This is a genomic window from Roseibium alexandrii DFL-11 (assembly GCF_000158095.2).
Classification (GTDB): Bacteria; Pseudomonadota; Alphaproteobacteria; order Rhizobiales; family Stappiaceae; genus Roseibium; species Roseibium alexandrii.
Map to the genome: position 1 here is coordinate 116619 of NZ_CM011002.1, position 20224 is coordinate 136842.

The 20224-nt window shown below is 56.3% G+C and carries 13 protein-coding genes and 1 pseudogene; 5 read left to right on the forward strand and 9 right to left on the reverse strand.

Annotated elements, in window-relative coordinates:
* Positions 1-87: 87 nt before the first annotated feature.
* From SADFL11_RS00540 to SADFL11_RS00560, 5 genes are all read right to left on the reverse strand, one after another.
* On the reverse strand, positions 88-1035 hold the full coding sequence (locus SADFL11_RS00540; RefSeq protein ID WP_008196099.1) for a carbohydrate kinase family protein: 948 nt from the start codon (positions 1033-1035) through the stop codon (positions 88-90).
* 31 nt (positions 1036-1066) lie between these two features.
* Positions 1067-1864, reverse strand: coding sequence for an ATP-binding cassette domain-containing protein (locus SADFL11_RS00545; protein ID WP_186009079.1), 798 nt, complete (start codon positions 1862-1864; stop codon positions 1067-1069).
* Positions 1840-2922, reverse strand: coding sequence for an ABC transporter permease (locus SADFL11_RS00550; RefSeq protein WP_008196864.1), 1083 nt, complete (start codon positions 2920-2922; stop codon positions 1840-1842). Before SADFL11_RS00550 ends, SADFL11_RS00545 begins: the two co-directional genes overlap by 25 nt.
* Before the next feature lie 79 nt (positions 2923-3001).
* Complete coding sequence (locus tag SADFL11_RS00555) at positions 3002-4018, reverse strand: sugar ABC transporter substrate-binding protein (protein WP_008193365.1); 1017 nt, start codon at positions 4016-4018, stop codon at positions 3002-3004.
* A gap of 25 nt (positions 4019-4043) precedes the next feature.
* Positions 4044-5363, reverse strand: coding sequence for an ROK family transcriptional regulator (locus tag SADFL11_RS00560; protein WP_008195040.1), 1320 nt, complete (start codon positions 5361-5363; stop codon positions 4044-4046).
* A gap of 381 nt (positions 5364-5744) precedes the next feature.
* Here SADFL11_RS00560 and ade point away from each other — a divergent pair, with 381 nt between their 5' ends.
* Entirely contained in the window at positions 5745-7466 is a 1722-nt protein-coding gene (gene ade, locus SADFL11_RS00565; protein WP_008193843.1) for an adenine deaminase, read from the forward strand.
* Positions 7467-7478: 12 nt separating this feature from the next.
* Here the strand turns inward: ade and SADFL11_RS00570 are convergent, their stop codons facing one another.
* Positions 7479-8024, reverse strand: a complete 546-nt coding sequence (locus SADFL11_RS00570; RefSeq protein ID WP_008193648.1) for a hypothetical protein — start codon at positions 8022-8024, stop codon at positions 7479-7481.
* A gap of 207 nt (positions 8025-8231) precedes the next feature.
* Here SADFL11_RS00570 and SADFL11_RS00575 point away from each other — a divergent pair, with 207 nt between their 5' ends.
* Positions 8232-9389 carry an AAA family ATPase gene (locus SADFL11_RS00575; protein ID WP_008193126.1) on the forward strand — a complete coding sequence of 386 codons (1158 nt, stop codon included), beginning with the start codon at positions 8232-8234 and terminating at the stop codon, positions 9387-9389.
* Positions 9390-9674: 285 nt separating this feature from the next.
* Positions 9675-11336 carry a long-chain-fatty-acid--CoA ligase gene (locus SADFL11_RS00580; protein ID WP_040450831.1) on the forward strand — a complete coding sequence of 554 codons (1662 nt, stop codon included), beginning with the start codon at positions 9675-9677 and terminating at the stop codon, positions 11334-11336.
* Positions 11337-11389: 53 nt separating this feature from the next.
* Here the strand turns inward: SADFL11_RS00580 and SADFL11_RS00585 are convergent, their stop codons facing one another.
* Positions 11390-12385 carry a DMT family transporter gene (locus SADFL11_RS00585; protein ID WP_008192141.1) on the reverse strand — a complete coding sequence of 332 codons (996 nt, stop codon included), beginning with the start codon at positions 12383-12385 and terminating at the stop codon, positions 11390-11392.
* Positions 12386-12646: 261 nt separating this feature from the next.
* On the opposite strand from SADFL11_RS00585, the gene SADFL11_RS00590 reads away from it, so the two are divergent.
* Positions 12647-14944 carry a xanthine dehydrogenase family protein molybdopterin-binding subunit gene (locus SADFL11_RS00590; RefSeq protein WP_040450830.1) on the forward strand — a complete coding sequence of 766 codons (2298 nt, stop codon included), beginning with the start codon at positions 12647-12649 and terminating at the stop codon, positions 14942-14944.
* 175 nt (positions 14945-15119) lie between these two features.
* Positions 15120-18086: an HD domain-containing phosphohydrolase gene (locus SADFL11_RS00595; protein WP_167578935.1), complete on the forward strand. Its 2967-nt coding sequence runs from the start codon at positions 15120-15122 to the stop codon at positions 18084-18086.
* Between the two features lie 51 nt (positions 18087-18137).
* Here SADFL11_RS00595 and SADFL11_RS25505 read toward each other — a convergent pair.
* Positions 18138-19133 (reverse strand): annotated as a pseudogene (locus SADFL11_RS25505) (TAXI family TRAP transporter solute-binding subunit).
* 153 nt (positions 19134-19286) lie between these two features.
* Complete coding sequence (locus SADFL11_RS00605) at positions 19287-20201, reverse strand: LysR family transcriptional regulator (protein ID WP_040450829.1); 915 nt, start codon at positions 20199-20201, stop codon at positions 19287-19289.
* Positions 20202-20224: the final 23 nt, after the last annotated feature.

Below are 20224 nucleotides of genomic sequence, written 5' to 3' on the forward strand. Positions count from 1 at the left end.
TTCCAAGCCAGCGAATTTCGCCGTTCTAGTCTAAGCATCGTAACATTCGGATGTCTTTTAAATCGATTTAATTCTCTTGTCAGCCCCTCAAACCAAAGAGCAGCCCTCTTTTTCAAGATCTGCCCTGGTTGGGAGGTCTGCCCCGCGCCGCGAGCAGGTGATTGCTGCGGCTTGCGTGCAAAATGTCAGCAATCGCGTAAGTTGCGCTGGATCGAGCGCTGTGAGGCCCGCGCGGTTGTCTGCTCCCAGTGTTTTCAGTCCGGACAATAGTGCTGCCTGGAAGGTGTCTCCGGCGCCGACAGTGTCGACTACGTCGACTGCAATACCGGGCACACTTGCTTCGGAGTGGGCCGTGTAGGCGGAGGCACCGTCTTTCCCGCGTGTGACAATCACCAGCTTGGAGCCTTCAGCGAGCCAATCACGGGCGATAGCCTCGACAGGTTCGCCCGGGGCGATCAATGCGAGGTCTTCATCGCTGACCTTGATGACATCTGTGTAGGGAACGATTGCGGATGTGTTGCGCCGCCACTTGTCCATATCGGCGACCACTGTTGGCCGGATATTGGGATCAAAGGAGATCAGACAGCGTGCATGCTCTCTTGCGATCAACGTTTTTAGCGCCGAGGCCACGGGCTCCGTGAGCGCCGTATAAGACCCGATGTGAATGAACGACGGGGAAGTCCCGAAAACCGGGAGATCCGCTTCGGTGAGCATGCGGTCAGCCGCATTGGCGCCATAGAACGTATAGGCGGGTTGCCCGTCAGGATCCTGTTGAACCAGGCTCAAGGTCGTCAGATAGTCGCTGCGTACAACAAAGCGATCGGAAACCCCTTCGTCTCTCAGTTTTCCAACCAGCTTTTCGCCAAGAACGTCTTTTGATATTCCACCGAAAAACGCTGCGTCTTCGCCGAGACGGGCGAGCCCCATTGCGACGTTGAAGGGCGATCCGCCGATCCGCCCGTCGAAACCGACGCTTGTGCCCGAGGTGTCTGCCCCGAAGAGATCAAACAAGGCTTCACCGCAAATCAAATACATTGTTGGTCCTATTCTTTTCGTAGGCGGATGCTCACGCCGCCATGTCTTCTGGCGGATCCATGGCACCCGTCATGATCGCGACGGCGTCCGACATGGAAAAGTCGTCCGGCTTGATCACACAGGCGCGCCGGCCAAGCCGGTGGATGTGAATACGGTCTGCGACTTCGAAAACGTGCGGCATGTTGTGGCTGATCAGAACGATTGGCAGGCCACGCGCTTTCACGTCCGTGATCAATTCCAGTACCCGGCGGCTTTCCTTGACACCAAGCGCGGCCGTAGGTTCGTCCATGATGACAACTTTTGAGCCAAAGGCGGCCGCACGTGCAACGGCGACCCCTTGGCGTTGACCGCCGGATAAGGTCTCGACGGCCTGGTTGATGTTCTGGATGGTCAGCAGTCCAAGCTCGCTTAGTTTGTCCCGTGCAATTTGCTCCATCTTCTTGTGGTCGAGCTGGCGCAGCCATTTGCCCCGGAAACCCGGTTTGCGCAGTTCCCGGCCCATGAACATGTTGTCGGTGATGGACAAAGCCGGGGACATGGCCAAGGTCTGGTAGACGGTTTCTATCCCGGCAGCGCGCGCATCAATGGGCGAATGGAATTGGACCGGCTTGCCATCCAGCCGGATTTCTCCCTCGTCCGGCTGAACTGCGCCGCTGAGCGCCTTGATCAAGGTGGACTTGCCAGCGCCATTGTCACCGATCACGGCCAGAATTTCGCCCGGATATAGTTCGAAGTCGGCGTGATCCATGGCTATGACGCGACCGTAACGCTTGACCAGATTGCTTGCTTGAAGAAGAGGTTCCATTAGACAGATACCTTTCTGATCCATTGGTCCACTGCGACTGCAGCAATGATTAAGAGGCCGATCAAGAGATAGGTCCATTGAGCATCTGCCCCGAGCAGCCGCAGCCCAAGTGTGAAGACGCCGACGATCAAGGCACCGAACAGGGTTCCAAGGATCGATCCCCGCCCGCCGAACAGCGAGATCCCTCCGATCACCACGGCAGTGATGGACTCAATATTGGCAAGCTGACCGGTTGTCGGTGAGACGGAACCAATCCGCCCGATCATCGCCCAGCCGGCAAAGGCGCAGATCAGTCCTGAGAGCATGTAGACTGAAATCTGAACGCGTTTAACCTTTACCCCTGACAACTGCGCCGCTTCGGGGTCATCACCAATCGCATAGACATGACGGCCCCAGGCGGTTTGGCGCAGAACGTACGCCAACACCAGAACAAGCAGAACCATGAAGATCACGCCGTAGGTGAAAATTGCTCCGCCAATCGCAACCTTGTTGCCGAAAAACTGGAGCAGGGGGGCCTGCTCTGAGATGTCCTGGGATCGAATGGTTTCATTCGCGGAATAGAGGAAATTGGTCGCCAGAACGATCTGCCACATGCCGAGCGTCACGATGAAAGGCGGCAATTTGACGACGGCGACCAGAAAGCCATTGATGTAGCCGCAGATCGTTCCGCAGATAAGGCCTGCTGCAATAGCGACCTCAACGGGCAGTCCATAACGGAACGTGAATTGGCCCATGACCACGGACGACAGAACCATGATCGCGCCGACCGACAGGTCGATACCGGCAGTGAGGATCACGATGCTCTGAGCCGCTGCCACAATACCGACGATCTGAACCTGTTGAAGGATCAGCGTCATGGCGAAAGGGGAGAAGAATTTTGAGCCCAATAAAAGCCCGAATATCAGAACGGACAAGAGCAGCACGATGAGCGGCACCAGGGACGGCGTCTGATGCAGCGTGTGCTGGATCTTTTGCCCAATACTCTGGTGGTGATCGTCGAACTCTGCGACGGATTGCGGGCCCTGTGATGCTGCAGCTTCGAATTCTGCAGGGCCGCGGTCCGTCTTGGTCTCTGAGGTCATGCCCGTTTCCCTCTATGCGCCGGTTTTAAAAGGGGCAAGGCCAGCTTGCCCCTTTTGCTTCAGTCTTATCCTTGCAGGATTAGCCCCAGCAAAGGTTGGTGCCTTCGGTGGTATCTATGGACTCGACGCCATCTACAGGCTTGTCTGTGACGAGCGCTACACCGGTGTCAAAGAACTCCTTGCCCGGGGTCGGCTCCGGCTTGTTGCCGTTGTCTGCCCATTCCTTGATGGCTTCGATTCCAAGAGACGCCATGAGAAGCGGATATTGCTGGGAGGTCGCGCCAATGACGCCGTCCTTGACGTTTTGGACGCCTGGGCAACCGCCGTCGACAGAGACGATCAGAACGTCGTTTTCCCGGCCAATCGACTTGAGAGCCTCATAGGCGCCGGCTGCAGCTGGCTCGTTGATCGTGTAAACAACGTTGATCATTGGGTCCTTGGCAAGCAGGTTCTCCATGGCGCGGCGGCCACCTTCCTCGTTGCCTGCCGTCACATCATTGCCGACGATCCGCGGATCAGTCTCATCGCCCCACTTGTTCGGGTCGCCAAGATCGATGCCAAAGCCCTGCAGGAAGCCTTGGTCGCGCAAGACGCCGACGGTCGGCTGGCTAATGCCGAGGTCGAGCATTGCGATTTTGGCATTTGCGGCCTCATCACCAAGCGAACCGGCTGCCCATTTGCCGATCAGTTCCCCGGCCAGGAAGTTGTCAGTTGCAAATGTGGCATCGGCTGCGTCGATCGGGCTGAGCGGTGTGTCGAGTGCGATAACCAGAAGCCCATTGTCGCGCGCTTGTTTGACTGCCGGTACGATTGAAGATGTGTCGGATGCCGTCAGCAGAATGCCCTTGGCGCCATCTGCGATACAGGTTTCAATCGCTGCGACCTGTGTCTCATGGTCGCCATCGACCTTGCCAGCGAAAGACTTCAGTTCAATGCCAAGTTCTTCGGCTTTTGCCGTCGCGCCTTCTTTCATCTTGACGAAAAACGGGTTGGTGTCCGTTTTGGTGATCAGGCAGGCGGACAGGTCAGCCGCCATGGCCGGTGTCGCTGCCATTGCGGCAAGAACGGAACCAGTCGCGAGTAGTTTGCGGATCATTGTATATTTCCTCCCTGGCCTGTTTCTAAAGACGGTTGGGTGTGGCCAGATGTGACCCCAACCGTGCTGCCCGCGCCGGAAAACCGGCACGGTCTTCGCTCCGGCCAGATCCGGCAGGTCCAAGCGACCTGCCTCCGGTAAGGATCGCTGTCCGGGGCGAGAAGTTGAAAAATTGTGGCAGGCTGGCCGCGCCGACGGCACCGGCATCCTGTCCGAAGCTGCCGGTTGCCATCTGAGGCGAGGTCCTGCTCTCCGGTGCTGCATCTGCAACAGCTGACGCCATCGCTTCTGCAAAGCTGGTGTTGAAATCATTCCCAAGGTCGCTGTCCAAAACGACCAGAGGCATGTCCAGGATCGCGAAGGCTGAGCGGAGCGCTACGGCGAGTGCGCTGACACAGTCTTCTGTCCATTCGCGCGCCTTGTCGTCCGCTTCCTCGATGGCCTGCCGCAGATCGGTGCGGCTCAGTTCAGAAAAGTTGTCCGGTGACATATGCCGGGCGAGGGCAACCAGGCTAGCTCTTGCCAGGAGCAAGTCCCATTCCTGACGTGGGGCGTTGGCGGTGGGCAATTTGCTCGGCGGGACCGGGATCATCGCAACGTCACCAGAATTGCCGGAAACACCGCGAACGACATCACCGTTCATCACCAAACCGCCGCCAATTGCGGGTCCCAGGAACAGATAGAGAAAGTTGTCGTTCTGACGCCCAACACCATAAAAAAGCTCAGCGACAGCTGCCGCCGTGCCGTCGTTTTCACTGAAGACCGGAAGACCGGTTTCTTCTTCAAGGGCGCTCGCGAGATCGTATTTTTCCCAGTCCTTGAAATGTGCCTCCGGCAAGCCGAGTTCATGGAGCCATGCGCCGAGATTAAAGGGTTGAGCGAGCCCGATGCCGGTGATGCGGTCTTGTTCTCCTTCGCTCAGATTTTCCCGCAACTGTTCCAGGTCATCAGTCAGGATCGTAAGCGCTTTCGCGGGCTCCGGCAGGATCATCTCATGCGTCCGTCGGTTGATGATCTGACCGGAAAAATCCATCAGTACCGTTTCCAGGCTGGTTCGGTCCAAACGAACGCCAAAGGAAAATGCGCCCCGCGGTGCGAGTTTCAGGATTGTTGCGGGCTGACCGCGGCTGCCATCATGGCGTTTGCCAGCTTCCACGATCAGGCCCTCTTCGATGAGGGTCTGGATGATCGCGCCAATGGCCGCGTTCGTCAGTTGCACAGCCCGGGCGAGTTCGGCCTTCGAGGCTTCTCCCGCGCGCCGCAATATCTGTAAGACGATCCGCTCGTTATAGCGTCTCAGCTGGACAGAATTCGAGCCGCGGCCGCTTTTCCGGATTTCATCCATTGGCCTCCTCCCTCGGTCATTCCGGGTCCGCTTTCACTGCGAGACCATAATTATTTATTTTGGAAAAATTATTCTCGTCATTCGGGAAACTGTCAATTCGATTTCCGTGCTGCGCCGCAGCGTTTCGTTGCTGTCCTGCGGTAGGTGATTGAGTTTTCGATAATTATTAAATTTGATTTAGTTAATCAAAAATACTGTTGAAGATCAAATTCGGAATAATGCGCTCGATTTGGATAGAGGTTGGGGCTCGATTACCCTCCAACAGGGGATGAGAAACTGCAGGCAGAAATCTGCCACGTGGAAAATACCGATGGGGGCTTTCTGATCCGGGCCGCTGAACGCTAAGGTCCGCTTCTAGAACAAGAACAGGAGATCCGAACCATGCCGCACCGCCACGACGAGAGCTTTTTGGACAAGGCCATAGCCGCGGGTGCGGGGGAGATTGCAGCGGATCTGGTCATAAAGAACGTCCAGATGTTCAGCGTCGTCGATGGGTCCACTGTGACGACGGATATTGCCATTGTCGGCGATCGCATCGTTGGGACGCATGACACCTATAGGGCGGAAAACACCATCGATGGAACTGGCCTCACAGCGGTGCCCGGGTTCATCGACACGCATCTCCATGTCGAGTCTTCGCTGGTAACTCCCTTTGAATTCGATCGTTGTGTCCTGCCACACGGGGTCACAACAGCTATCTGCGATCCGCATGAGATTGCCAACGTACTGGGTGTGGAGGGCATTCGCTACTTTTTGGACAGTTCGTTGCAGACCGTCATGGATTTGAAGGTAAACCTGTCGTCCTGCGTTCCGGCGACCGCGTTCGAGACAGCCGGCGCCTGTCTGGAGATAGAGGATCTTCTGCCGTTTAAAGATCACTCCAGCGTCATTGGTCTTGCGGAGTTCATGAATTTTCCAGGTGTTCTGGCGCGTGATCCGAAGGTGCTTGCCAAGCTCGCAGCTTTCCAGGATGGACATATTGACGGTCATGCGCCTTTGCTTGGTGGCAAACCGCTCAATGGCTATCTGGCAGCTGGCATCCGAACAGATCATGAGGCAACGTCAGCTGAAGAAGCGCTGGAAAAGCTCTCCAAGGGCATGGCTGTGCTGATGCGTGAGGGGTCGGTTTGCAAGGACCTCGATGCGTTGGCGCCCATTCTGACGTCCGATACCTCTGCTTTTGTTGCGCTCTGCACCGATGATCGCAATCCGCTGGATATTGCCGAGGAGGGGCATCTGGACAGCATGATCCGGCGGTTGATTGCCAAGGGGATCCGGCCGCTCGACGTCTATCGCGCTGCAAGCTGGTCCGCGGCGAATGCCTTTGGCCTGAAAGACAGAGGCGTATTGGCTCCCGGAAAACGCGCCGACATCGCACTTTTGAGCGATTTCGAAGACTGCCGTGTTGAAACCGCGATCTGTGGCGGTGTTGTCGCCGATGATGCCGCCTTCGCGACCCGCAGCATTGTCGCGCCTGTCGGGCTTGATAGTGTCAAGGCGGATGAGGTCAGTGCGGCATCGTTCAACATTCCAGCCCGCAACAGCGAAGCCGATGTGATTGGTGTCATCCCCGGCAAAATCATTACGGAACATCTGAAACGCACTCTACCGGCAAATGGCGGAAAGACCCTTGTGGATTTTGAACAAGACGTTCTGAAGGTCGCAGTTGTTGAACGGCACAAAGGCACCGGCAATATTGGCCTTGGGTTCGTCCACGGCTTCGGAATGACACAAGGAGCTATTGCTTCATCGGTTGGCCATGACAGTCACAACATCTGTGTTGTCGGCGCCGATGAAGCGGCGATGGCCTACGCAGTCAACAGGGTGATTGCAATGAAGGGCGGGTTTGCGGTTGCCGGCCAGGACGGCGTGAAAGCCGAGCTGGCTCTGCCGCTAGCTGGTCTCATGAGCCTGGAGCCGTTCGAAACGGTGCGTCATGATTTGGAAGACCTTCGACATGCCGCAAAGTCGCTTGGATGCACACTGGCAGAACCGTTTCTTCAAGTGGCGTTTCTGCCGCTGCCGGTTATTCCGCATCTCAAGATCACTGATTTCGGTATGTTCGATGTCAACAAATTTGAACTGGTTGATCAGGGGTCGTAGTGGTTTCGCTCGTCAGTAGTGGCGCATGGTTTTCCGGAACCTGATCCAAGACACAAAGGCTTCGACCAGCAGCCAAAAGGTAATCATCGCGGCGATCAGGGAGCCCATCATGATCTTGGCGTCTAAGGCAAAGTCGGCAAGATGAACGCGCGGGTGAGCGATCCGCGGATTGAGCGGCAAGTAGATGATGTCGATTGCTTTGCCTGCCTGGCCGACTGTGCTGCCGGGCGGCCGTTTGAAAGAGACGTATTCAAACGCTCCGCTTCCCGGCTGAAATTCAATCAGCAAGCTGTCTCCCGTCACCCAAGTCTGGCGATTTTTCAAATAGTTGCGCGGGCTCTTTCGGGCGAGGTCCCGCATCTCATTCGGATCGGTCGAGGGCTTGCTGATCTGCACAACGGTCCCGGTCGCAGTTTCACCGAATTTGCTGAGTAGCCAGTATTTGAGGGCGCTGTCGAAGTGGAGACCTATCGAGAAGATCACCGCAACGGCAACGAAAAACAAAATGACAATGTTCAAAGCGCGGCTATCATCCGCCGCCTCTTTGGGATTAAACATGACCTTTCAATTTCTGCATTCAGGCAAAAGGCTGCCCCGATTAAAGCATTGGGCGTTTTGGTGAAAACGCCCAATGATGCTCGACCACTGTAAGACCGATCAGCTTTAGGTGTGAAATCGATCCCGATTTAACGCCCGCTGATCTAGCAGCTTAGTTCGAGTTTTTGCAAAGTCCAAAATGAATTCGACACCGCCCAGGAACCCGGCATGCTTTTAACTTTCGCGGTCTCCGGTTACCGCTCTTTACGGGATCTCATTTTGCCGCTCGACCGGATCACCTTGATCACGGGTGCCAACGGCAGCGGCAAATCCAGCCTATACCGCTCGATCCGGCTCTTGGCTGAAGTGGCGCAGGGACGGGCGATTGCATCGCTCGCCTCTGAGGGGGGCTTGAATTCAACCCTTTGGGCTGGCCCGGAAACCGTGTCGCGCGCCATGAAGCGCGGTGAGGTGCCGGTGCAAGGCACGGTTCGAAAGGGCACTGTTGCGCTGAAACTGGGGTTTGCGGACGAAGATTACGGCTACGCGATCGACCTTGGACTGCCTGCTGATGCCGGCCGCTCTTATTTCTCAATGGATCCTGAGATCAAGTGCGAAGCCCTTTGGGCGGGAGAGGCGTTGTCACGGTCGAACGAGATTGCCGGGCGCAACGGGCCGTCGGTCCGGGTCTTGAACCAACAAGGGCAACGACTGCCGGTGGTCCAAAACCTGGCGCGGTTTGACAGCATGATGACCCATGCCGCCGATCCAAAAGACGGCCTGGAGCTCCTGGTGCTCAGGGAACGGATGCGCGCATGGCGGTTCTATGATCATCTGCGCACCGACCGGGAGGCACCGGCCAGGTTTCCGAAAATCGGGACCCGCACGCCAGCACTTTCTGCCGACGGCGCAGATCTTGCTGCCGCCCTTCAAACCATTCTGGAGATTGGCGATGAAGTCGTTTTAGCTGATGCAATTGACGATGCCTTTCCCGGAGCCGAGATCGAAATCACCGTCAACGAGGGCTATTTTGAGTTGCTAATGCGCCAAAAAGGGCTTCTGAGATCTCTTCGAGCGGCTGAGCTTTCTGACGGCACGTTGCGGTATCTGCTTTTGACGGCTGCGCTCTTGTCTCCGCGCCCGGCGCCATTGATCGTTTTGAACGAGCCGGAAACCAGCTTGCATCCCTCACTCTTGGAACCGCTCGCGCGCTTGATTTCGAAAGCGGCGGAAAAAACCCAGGTGCTGGTTGTCTCGCATGCGGAACCTTTGGTGAATGCTCTTGCCGGAGAGCGGGGGTGCCTGCACCATCATCTCCACAAGGAGCTAGGAGAGACGCAAGTAGCCGATGCGGAACCGCCCCGCTGGCGCTGGCCAAGCCGGTAAATGTCGCCCACGTTTCGAAACGGTTGTCGGCTCAATAAACAACCTAAGATTTTATAATTTGTCGAATTCTGGTATTTTTGTACCCAAAAGTGCAAAAAGTTGATGAGGTGTCGTTACGTCGCTGGTTGACGTCAACGGAAGCTTGGGTCATGTCAGTAGCGAACACCGGCGTCGGCATCGCGCTATGCATTGCCGATCAGGGAGGAGGATTCAGCTGTAGGGGGGCTGAATCGATCAACCGGCTCGCATGAAAAAGGAGCCGGAGAAAACACGTTGGAGAACGTCATGACGAGTGCGGAGGAGTGGAACGCGGCATTTAAGGTCCGTCCAATTCACGAATACCTCGACAATTCAGCGGAACGCTTTGGAGACCGGCCGGCGGCCGACTTCATGGGCAAGGTCTGGACCTATCGCGAGATGGGCGATCTGGTCGACCGCACCGCAGCCGGATTGCAAGCCATGGGCGTAGGTCTAGGCGTGAATGTCGGGTTGTGCCTGCCCAATACCCCATTTTACACGATCTTCTACTTCGCAATCCTGAAGATCGGCGGCACTGTTGCCAACTTCAATCCGCTTTATGTCGAACGCGAAATCGCTTTCCAGGCCCGTGATGCGGATGTGCGCATTATGGTGACCATGGATCTGAAGGTGATCTACGACAAAGTCGAGAACGTCCGGAAAGAACGTGTTCTCGACAAGATCATCGTCTGTCCGATGACGGTCTGTCTGCCGACCATCAAGAAGACGCTGTTCAGCTTGTTCAAGCGCAAGGAACTTGCCGCGATCCCGCAGGACGAGGCGCATGTCCGCTTTGAAGACCTGCAGACCAAAGGCAGCAAACCGAAGCCGGTTGAGATCGATCCGGAAGAAACAATCGCCGTTCTGCAATACACCGGTGGGACAACCGGTGTGCCGAAAGGTGCAATGCTGACGCACAAGAACCTGTGCGCCAATATCGAACAGATGCGCGATATCTTCGAAAAGGCCCAACCGGGCGAGGAAAAGATGCTCTGCGTGCTGCCGTTCTTCCATGTGTTTGCGATGACGGTGGGGCAAAATCTCTCTGTCATTCTCGGGGCAGAAATGGTGTTGCAGCCGCGCTTTGAGTTGAAGATGCTTTTGGAATCGATCGTTCGGAAGAAAGTCACCCTGTTCCCAGGGGTGCCAACCATCTACACAGCGATCAACAACTCGCACGAGACCAAGAAATACGACCTTTCCAGCATCAACTTGTGCATCTCCGGCGGTGCGCCGCTACCTGTTGAAGTTAAAGAAAACTTCGAAAAACTGACTGGCTGTATTCTGGTAGAAGGTTATGGCCTCACAGAGTCGTCTCCGGTTGCCGCGGTCAATCCGCTGGACGAGAACCGCCGCGCGGGATCCATCGGACGTCCGGTCCCGGGTACGAAGGTGCGGTTTGTCGATATTGAGGATCGCAGGACCGAAGTTGCGCAAGGCGAGAAGGGTGAACTCCTGATCCACGGCCAGCAGGTGATGAAGGGTTACTGGAAGCGCGACGACGCCACGGCAGAAACCATCACGGAAGATGGGTACCTGCACACCGGGGACGTCGGCTACCAGGATGAAGACGGCTTCATTTATCTTGTCGACCGGATCAAGGATCTGATCCTGTGTTCCGGCTACAATGTCTATCCGCGTGTCATTGAGGAAGCGATCTATCAGAACGACGCGGTCGACGAGACCATCGTGATCGCGATCCCCGATGAATACCGTGGCCAGTCGCCGAAAGCGTTCGTCAAGCTCAAGGACGGTCATTCCCTGACCGCCGGTGACCTGAAGGCCTTCCTGAAGGATCACCTGTCGGCCATTGAATTGCCGCGGGAAATCGAGTTCCGCGACGAGTTGCCAAAAACCATGGTTGGCAAACTGTCGAAAAAGGAACTCGTGGAAGAAGAGGCCGCCAAACGCGCCGCTGCCGCCGCTTAAGCCCTTCGGTTATCGGAAATCAAACCTGTAACGCGCCCAATTCGGGCGCGTTTTTAGTTTGAATACCCGCGTCCGTCCGAAGCGCGAGCAAGCTGGCGGCCCCGGATTGCTTCGCGGCGAACGGTGTAGATCGAGGCCGCGATGACCACGCTGGCGCCGATCAGCGTTTCAACCCCGGGCCACTGGCTGAAGATCAAGGCCCCGAACAAGGTGGCATAGAGCAGACGGGTGTAGTCGAGCGATGCGATGGCCGTGGCTTCACCGGCCTGAAAAGCCTTGATGTTGGCCATCTGCCCGGCCCAGGAAAAGAAACCAACGGCTGCCAGTAAAGCCCATTGTTCAAGTGTCGGCGCTTGCCAGGTCATCCATGCAGGTATGATCATGATGAGGCCAACGCCCATCGCCTGATAGGTGAGGATCGTATTTGGCGGGTCTGTCCGGGTCAGGATGCGGATGACGATCATCACCATACCGGCACAAGCCGCACTGCCAAGCGCCATCAGGGCAAAGGGGTCCACGAGCCCCTCGCCGCTTGGCCGAAGCATCAAAAGCACACCCAAAAAGCCAACGATGGTCGCGCCCCAGCGGTGTTTGCCGACTTGCTCACCCAGGAACCAGATGGCGAAGATGGTGATGAAAAACGTCTTGGAAAAGCTGATCGCCGTCGCATCTGCAAGCGGCATTTCAATGATGGCGGTGAAGCCCAGCAGCATGGCGGAGGTCGCAAAAACAATCCGGGTCAGCTGGAGCCCCGGCCGTTTTGTGGCGAGCGAACCAGGCAGTCCAGGCAGGACCTTGGGCGCAACGATCAGCAGCATCAACGCCTGGCGGACAACAAGGATCTGAAACACGGAAAGATCCTGACCAAGAAACTTGATCAGCGTCACCATGATGGAAAACAGGAAGGCGGCCAGCAGAATCCACAAGGCACCGATCGTGTTCGGCGGCAGCTGACTGGTTCGATCTGCAAAAAACTTGATGAAGCGATTTGATGATGGCGGCAAGTCTTCAACCGGTTCCGCAGTTGGTTTCTTTGGTGTCGCGTCCATTTAAGTTCCTGAAACCGCCTTGGAAAACGGCTTGCCGCTTGGGCAGATTGGCCGGGGAAAAAGGAAGGCGGTCAAAAAGAGAGTGTGCGAACAAACCTACTGGAATTCGGGCAGAAGGGAAGAGCTTCGCTGCCAGGGCTTGCAAAAAAGTGCACTGGTCAGTTTAATTGCGCCGGACTATATTGTGGTCAACCTGCCGCCGGCGCGTCCCAGGCGCTGTAGACAATCGGCAAAGACTTAAGTCAACTGAAGGTCTCTTCCATGAACCAAATGGCTACTCCGAAATTCGGTGTTGGCGCGCCGTTGCGCCGCAAAGAAGATTTGCCGCTCATCACGGGAGAGGGGATCTATACCGGCGATTACCAGCCGGAAGGATGCCTGCATTCTTTTGTGCTGCGCTCGGCGATGGCCCACGCAAAGATCTCCATCGCAAATGCAGATGAGGTTCGGGCGATTGATGGCGTCCGTATGGTGCTGACTGGTGCGGATGTCGCCGGAAAGTCCATGCCGACACGGGCCATCTTGAAGCAGATCGACGGCAGCAATTTCAATCTGCCGACCCAGCCGCTGCTGTGCTCCGATACGGTTCGCTATGTCGGCGACGCGATTGCCTTTGTTGTAGCTGACACGTTGCAAGGCGCGCGCGACGCTGCTGAGATGCTCGAGGTCGACTACGACCCTCTGGATGTCGTGGTCGAGATGGAGGAGGCGCTTGCACCGGATGCGGTGAAGGTTTGGCCGGAGTTCGGCACCAATGTTGCCTTCACTTTCGGGCACGGCGATGCTGATAAAACTGATGCGGCTTTTGCCAACGCGGCCAATACAGTCTCAATTGATCTCGTCAATAACCGGATCGTTGCCAACTACATGGAACTGCGCGGCTGTGTGGCTGAATTTGACAGTGCCAGTGACCGTTTCAAGCTTACCCTCGGTACTCAGGGCGGGCACGGGATGCGGGACGTCCTTTGCCAGATTCTCGGCCTTGAAGCGGACTATGTTCAGGTTGTAACGCCGGAAGTCGGCGGTGGTTTTGGCACCAAAATCTTCTGTTACCGTGAATACCCGCTCGCCATGCTGGCTGCGCAGGCGCTGGGCGTGCCAGTGCGCTGGGCCGGTGAACGGATGGATCATTTTGTCACCGACGCCCATGGCCGGGACAATCTCTCCCATGCCGAGTTGGCTCTGGATGCAGACAACAAAATCCTTGGAATGAAGGTGCATGTGAAGGCGGCAATGGGCGCCTATCTGCACCAGTTCGGCCCGTTTATTCCCTGGGTCGGCACCACCATGACATCCGGCCTTTATGACATTCCAGCCGTGTTTGCGAAGGTGGAAGGCGTCTACAGTCACACGGTCCCGACCGACGCGTTCCGGGGCGCCGGGCGTCCGGAAGCTGCCTACTTGATTGAACGGCTGATCGACAAAGCGGGTGAGGAAACTGGCCTTGGTCCGATTGAGTTCCGCAAGCTCAACTTCATCAAGAAGGAACAACTGCCCTACACCACCCAAACCGGCCGGATGTACGACACCGGAGATTATCAGGGGCACCTGGAAAAGGCCTTGGAGACTGCTGATTGGGCCGGTTTCAAGGCGCGCCAGCAGGCAAGTCAGGCTGCCGGCAAGTATCGCGGCTTCGGCATTTGCTCTTACATTGAGGCCTGTGCTTTTCCAGGTGGGGAAGAGGCGACCGTTGAGATCGGGGCGAGCGGCAATCTGACACTTCTGATAGGAACCCAGACCAACGGTCAGGGCCATGCGACAGCCTACAGCCAGGTCGTTGCGGAGCAGTTCGGCGTCAACATTGAGGATATCGAGGTCATTCAAGGCGACACGGACCGGGTGCGCAAAGGCGGCGGGACCGGCGGGTCTCGCTCCATCCCGCTCGGTCTGCCATCGGTCAAGGAAGCCAGCGTTGCATTGGTCAAGAAGGTCAAGGAACTGGCGGCCGACAAGCTGGAAGCGGGCATTGACGATCTTGAACTCGACAGCGGCATGGTCCGCGTTGTCGGTACCGACCAGCAAGTGACCCTCGCAGAAATCGCTGCCGGGGCCGGTGAGCCTTTGCAAGCGCGCGAAGAGGTCAAGCAAACAGAGGCGACCTATCCGAACGGCACCCACATCTGCGAGCTGGAAGTTGATCCGGACACCGGCGATGTCGACATCCAGAACTACGTGATTGTCGATGATTTTGGCGTCACCGTGAATCCGCTGCTCTTGGCCGGTCAGGTGCACGGCGGGGCGGCGTCTGCCATCAGTCAGGCCTTGTGCGAGCACACGGTTTTTGACGAGGATGGTCAGCTTCTGACGGCCTCACTCCTCGATTACAGACTCCTGCGGGCGGCGGATGTGCCGAATTTCGACTTCCAGACCCGCAATGTGCCGTCGACGACCAATGCGATGGGGATCAAGGGTGCCGGAGAAGCCGGCACGATCGGCGGCTGCGCGGCTGTCATGAATGCGATCCAGAACGCTCTGAAAGACGGCGCGGGTGTCACCGAACTCCTTGATATGCCCGCAACCCCGCACCGGGTTTGGGATGCAATCCAGGCTGCGAAATAGACACGACTTTATAATTTAAAATGGAATTGCGCCGGATTATTTTCGGCGCTTTTTTTATTATCTGTAATGTTTTGGGGTTGCTCCATTCTCAGGTTTCCGGTCGGTGCTACGCAATTTTAAGATGTCCGCGATATTGGGGAGTTGTAATTCATTTCTAACTCTAGGTTAGATGATCATGAATATTCTTTCTCGTGTGCGTCAGACACTGCAATTTCATCTGAGCGTTGTATTTCTGATCCTTGTTCTAACCGTCGGATCTGTGATCGGCTGGTTAACCTATTCCAGAATGAACGATGTGATAACCGAGGCGTCGCGAAATCTATTCAGTCTAACAAGTACCGAAGCGGTTACTGGACTCGAGCGTCTTTATGCTCCAGCGGAACTGGCGGTGGAGATTATCGCGCTTCACGACATCACGCGCACAGAAACGCTTTCCGAACGCCTTCCGCATATGGCTTTTCTTGCCGGGTTTCTTGATCAGTCTGCCGCGCTCTCCTCTGTTTATATCGGTTACGATGACGGGGACTTCATCATGCTCGTGCCAACCAGCAGTGATGAGGTGCGGGGGCGTTACAGTGCGCCGCCGGAGGCTTTTTTTGTCGTCCAATCGATCGAACGCTCCCCCAATGGCGGGGTGCGGAGCCGTTATATCTTCCTTGATATCGCGATGAATATTCTCGGCGAACGGGAGCAGGCGAGCTTTGCAGGTTACGATCCGCGGTCCCGGCCCTGGTTCGAGCAAGCCAAGGCATCTGCTGACCAGATCAAGACGCGGCCCTATATTTTTTTCACCTCACAAGAGCTCGGGCAAACCATCGCCCTTCGGGCTTTGGGCAGCGGCGCCACGGTTGGCGCTGATATTTCATTGGACACGCTGGCAGCATCCTTGCGGAAAGAGCGGATCACCGAACATACCGAGCTTGCACTTTTTGGGAGTGATCTCGGCATGATCGCACATCCAGACAAGAGGAAGGTCGTGGAAGTTTTGCCACCATCGGCGACCGGAGGGGCGCCTGGTCTTGGCCGCCTCTCGATAGATCATCTGGATGGAACGGTCTTACCGCAGGTGGCCAGAGCAGCCGTTGAGGCGGGGCTGACCGGTGTCGATGACAAAACACTAAATGACCGCCTTGCCTTCGATGGCGAGCCGTGGCGGGTGCAAGTGTCCCCGCTTAAAGTTCGCGGATCGACTCCATATTATCTGGCCATTGCGGTTCCCGAGGCAGAACTTCTTGTCCAGGCACGTCAACTCCTTCAGCAGGGCGGGATTGCAATCGGGATCATTCTGCTTGTCTCCATTCCAATTACGATGCTGGTGGCCCGGCTGGTCTCCAGGCCGGTACAGGCGCTCTCTTTGGAAGCGGAGAAGATACAGCAATTCGATTTTTCTGATCCTGTCGACGTTCAAAGCTTCATCATCGAGATTGAGGACCTTTCCAGGTCAATGGGCGACATGAAATCGACCATTCGGCAGTTTCTGGAAATCAACCGGTCTATTTCTGAAGAAACCGATTTTGAGCGGCTGTTGCAGACCCTGCTGGAGGGAATGGGAAACATTGTCGGATCAGAGCAGGGGGCAGTCTACCTGATCAGTGCGGACGACACTGCCCTTGAACCGGTTGCGGCCATGGGGGTGCCAGTCGACACATTACGCCGCCATCCCTTGAATAATCTCCCACATGTCCTGCGCGAGGCCATTGATCGGGATGACATTCGAGCGACCATTATTGACGGCGAAGCGCTGGCTGTTTGTGGCGGTGATCCAGGTGCAGGGAAGAATCCGGAGCGCAATGCCATGGTTGTTCCGCTGTTTAACCGTAACAACGCGATGATCGGCATCATGACCCTGGTGCAGGAAGCAAAAGCCAATACCTCGTTGATCCGTTTTGTCGACGCGTTGTCTCGGTCAGCTGCCATCGCGCTCGAAACCCGCCAGTTGATCGCGTCGCAAAAGGCTCTGTTTGAGGCCTTTATCCGCATGATCGCCGACGCGATTGATGCCAAAAGTCCCTATACTGGGGGGCACTGCGCGCGTGTGCCCGAACTCACTAAAATGCTGGCTGAGGCCGCCAATGCCGCAGACCACGGGCCTTTCGCTGATTTGAAGCTGACAGATGACGACCGGGAAGCCATCCATGTGGCCGCGTGGTTGCATGATTGTGGCAAGGTAACCACACCGGAGTATGTGGTCGACAAGGCGACAAAACTGGAGACGCTGTATGATCGCATTCATGAAATCCGGATGCGTTTTGAGGTTCTGAAACGCGATGCGGAAATCACCTATTGGAAAGGTGTTGCCAACGGTGATGACCTGAAAGACTTGGTTGAACAGCGCGACGAGCAGCTGGCAGCGCTTGATGTGGACTTTGCCTTTGTGGCCGAATGCAATGAGGGCGGCGAGTTTATGTCACCCGACCGGCTTGACCGGCTCCAGGAAATCGCGAAGCGGACCTGGACCCGAACGCTCTCAGACAGGGTCGGGATCAGCCACGAGGAACTGTATCGCAAGCAGCAAACTCCTGAGCCGGACTTGCCGGTCCGCGAGCCGCTGCTTGCAGATCGGCCAGAGCACGTTCTTAAGCGCCGGCCAGAGGATCTCTTCGCCGCAGACAATCCCTGGGGCTTCAAGCTGGACCAACCGGAGCACCTTTATGATCGTGGGGAGCTCTACAATCTCTCAATTGCGCGTGGCACCTTGACCGCTGAGGAACGCTACAAGATCAACGATCATATCGTGCAGACAATCATCATGCTGTCGCGGCTGCCGTTCCCATCTTACCTGCGCCAGGTGCCTGAACTTGCAGGGGGGCACCATGAAAAGATGGATGGAACGGGCTACCCGAAACGCTTAAAGGGCAGCGAGATGAGTTCATTCGCACGGATGATGGCGATAGCCGATATCTTCGAAGCTCTAACCGCCGCCGACCGGCCCTACAAGAAGGGCAAGACCGTGTCGGTAGCGCTCAAGATCATGGGCTTCATGGTCAAGGACGGGCACATCGATGCCGAACTTTACGACCTGTTTCTAACTTCGCGCGTCTGGGCCGACTACGCATCCAGGTTCATGAAGCCGGATCAGATCGACGAGGTTGATGTTGCAGCTCTAAGGCCGGACAAAGCTGAAAGTCGGGCTGTTGGATGACAAGAGATATTGGTCGCGCGGATCATTTGTCCGCACGACCCTTAAAAGCAATCAGTTGCTGTAGATCATGTCGGCAGGAATGTCCGCGCTGGCGTTTTCTTGGAACCAGCGGGCTGCACCCGGGTGCCATTTCATCACCGTGTTGCGGTCCCAGAACTCCGGCAGTGTCGAGCGGGCGGCCTTGTGAGTTTGGACCATACGACCGTTATCGGACATAACGGCTTTTACTACGCCATGGACGAATGTCTCGGGAAGGTCACAGTTTGCAATCGCAAAGTTCCACATGGAAACGGAGCGTGCCGGGCTTTCCAGAGTGGTGTAGGTGTCGTCTGCAATGTCAAAATCTGCCACCGGGAATGCTTCGGTGATTTTGGCCTGCTCTTCTTCCGTGAATTCTATGATATTGATGTCGGTCTGTACCTCAAGCTGGCTCACCGCTGGAACTGGAACGCCGGCTGCAAATGCGATCACATCGAGCAGACCATCCTGCAATTGAATGCCAAGGTCGGACCAGCCCCCGTTGCGCCTTTCAAACTTCACGCCCAGCTCTTCCATCATGCGTGGGAAATAGGTGTCAGACGTCGAGCCTGCCGGTCCAAAGCCAATTCGTGCACCTTCAGGAATGTCGGCAACAGACGTAATACCGGATGAGCTCTATGCCGTAATGGAGAAAGGCGTCTGATACATCGGGAACATGGCGCAGGCTTTGTCCATCTTCAGGCCCGGCGCAATCGGGTTGGAGCCGGCAATGGATTCTGCAGCGGGTCCCATCGTTGTCATGCCAAACGGCAGATCGCCGGAATGCACGAGCGCCATGTTCTGCATCGGGCCGCCCGTGACTTCTGCGCCGCCGGAAACGCCGAGTTCCTCGCCAGCGATGTTTGCCCAGCCAGTTCCGTATCCAAAGTAAGTTCCGCCTTGTGAGCCGGTTCCAACTGTAAAGCTCTCCGGCCAGCCGGTTTTGTCCACGCTGTGGTTGTCGGCAGCAGCAGGGAGTGCGGTCATGGCGGCGATCACAACGGCGCCGGTAATCAGATTGAATTTCATGTGTTCCTCCGGGTCTTGGGCAAGGCCTGTTGTCTCGCCCCGCAGCCTCCTTCGCGGGGTAGAGACATGGCTCTCACCGAAAGAGCAGCCTAATCAGATCGCTTCAGTCGACACAGTTCGCAGAGATTATATAAATTTTATGAATAATAACTGTCACGCAGAGAGGGCCAGCTGCTCCGTCTGTTGGTGCAATATCTCAAGAAATGCATCCCGGGCCGTATCTCTCGTGTCTCTGACCAAGGCAACGGAAAGCGCAAGCCTGGTTCTGGCCGATCCGGACGGCAAATCCAGGGAGACAAATTTCACGCCGCCGACTGCGAGCCGGGAAATCCAACGCGGGACAATGGCTATGCCGACCCCTGTGCTGACCAGATTGACGATGGTTTGTTTTTCTTCGGCAATTTGCGCAACGCGTGCGCTTAAACCAGCTTCCAGAAACAGCTTTATTGTCAGATCGTGACTGTGGGGCCGCGATCCCTTGTCCGGAACGATGAGGGGTTCGTCCGCCATGTCCTCAACCGAGATTTTTTTCTTTGCAGCCAGCGGATGGCTGCTTGGAACCGCGACGACAGCTGTCTCATGGAACAGGGACTTCAACATCAGCCGCTGATCAACGATTTCAGGTGGGCGGACGATTGCAACATCGAGACGCCCGGTCAGCAAACGCGGCAAGAGCCGTATTGTTTTTTGCTCCAGGAGCTGGATATCAACACCGGGATACGCCTCCCGGAAATGAGGGATTATCTGCGGGATCAGACCAACCGCGGCGCTATCAATGGCTCCAATGCGCAGGACCGATGTCTTGTCGCGTTGGCTTTCGCGAAATGACGCCTCCAATTTGTCGACTCTCTCCACGATGTCTCGTGCGGCGGCCAAGAATTCACTGCCAGATTGCGTCAGGACAACGCTGCGGGTTGTCCGGGTAAGCAAACGGCTGCCAAGACTGTCCTCCAGCATTTTGATGTGCCGCCCCAAAGAAGCTGGAAGAATGTTCAGTTTTTGAGCAGCTCTGCCGAAATGCAGCGTATCTGCTACAGCGATGAAGCACCTGAGTTGACGAAGTTCCATATCGCATCTCGATTATATTAATT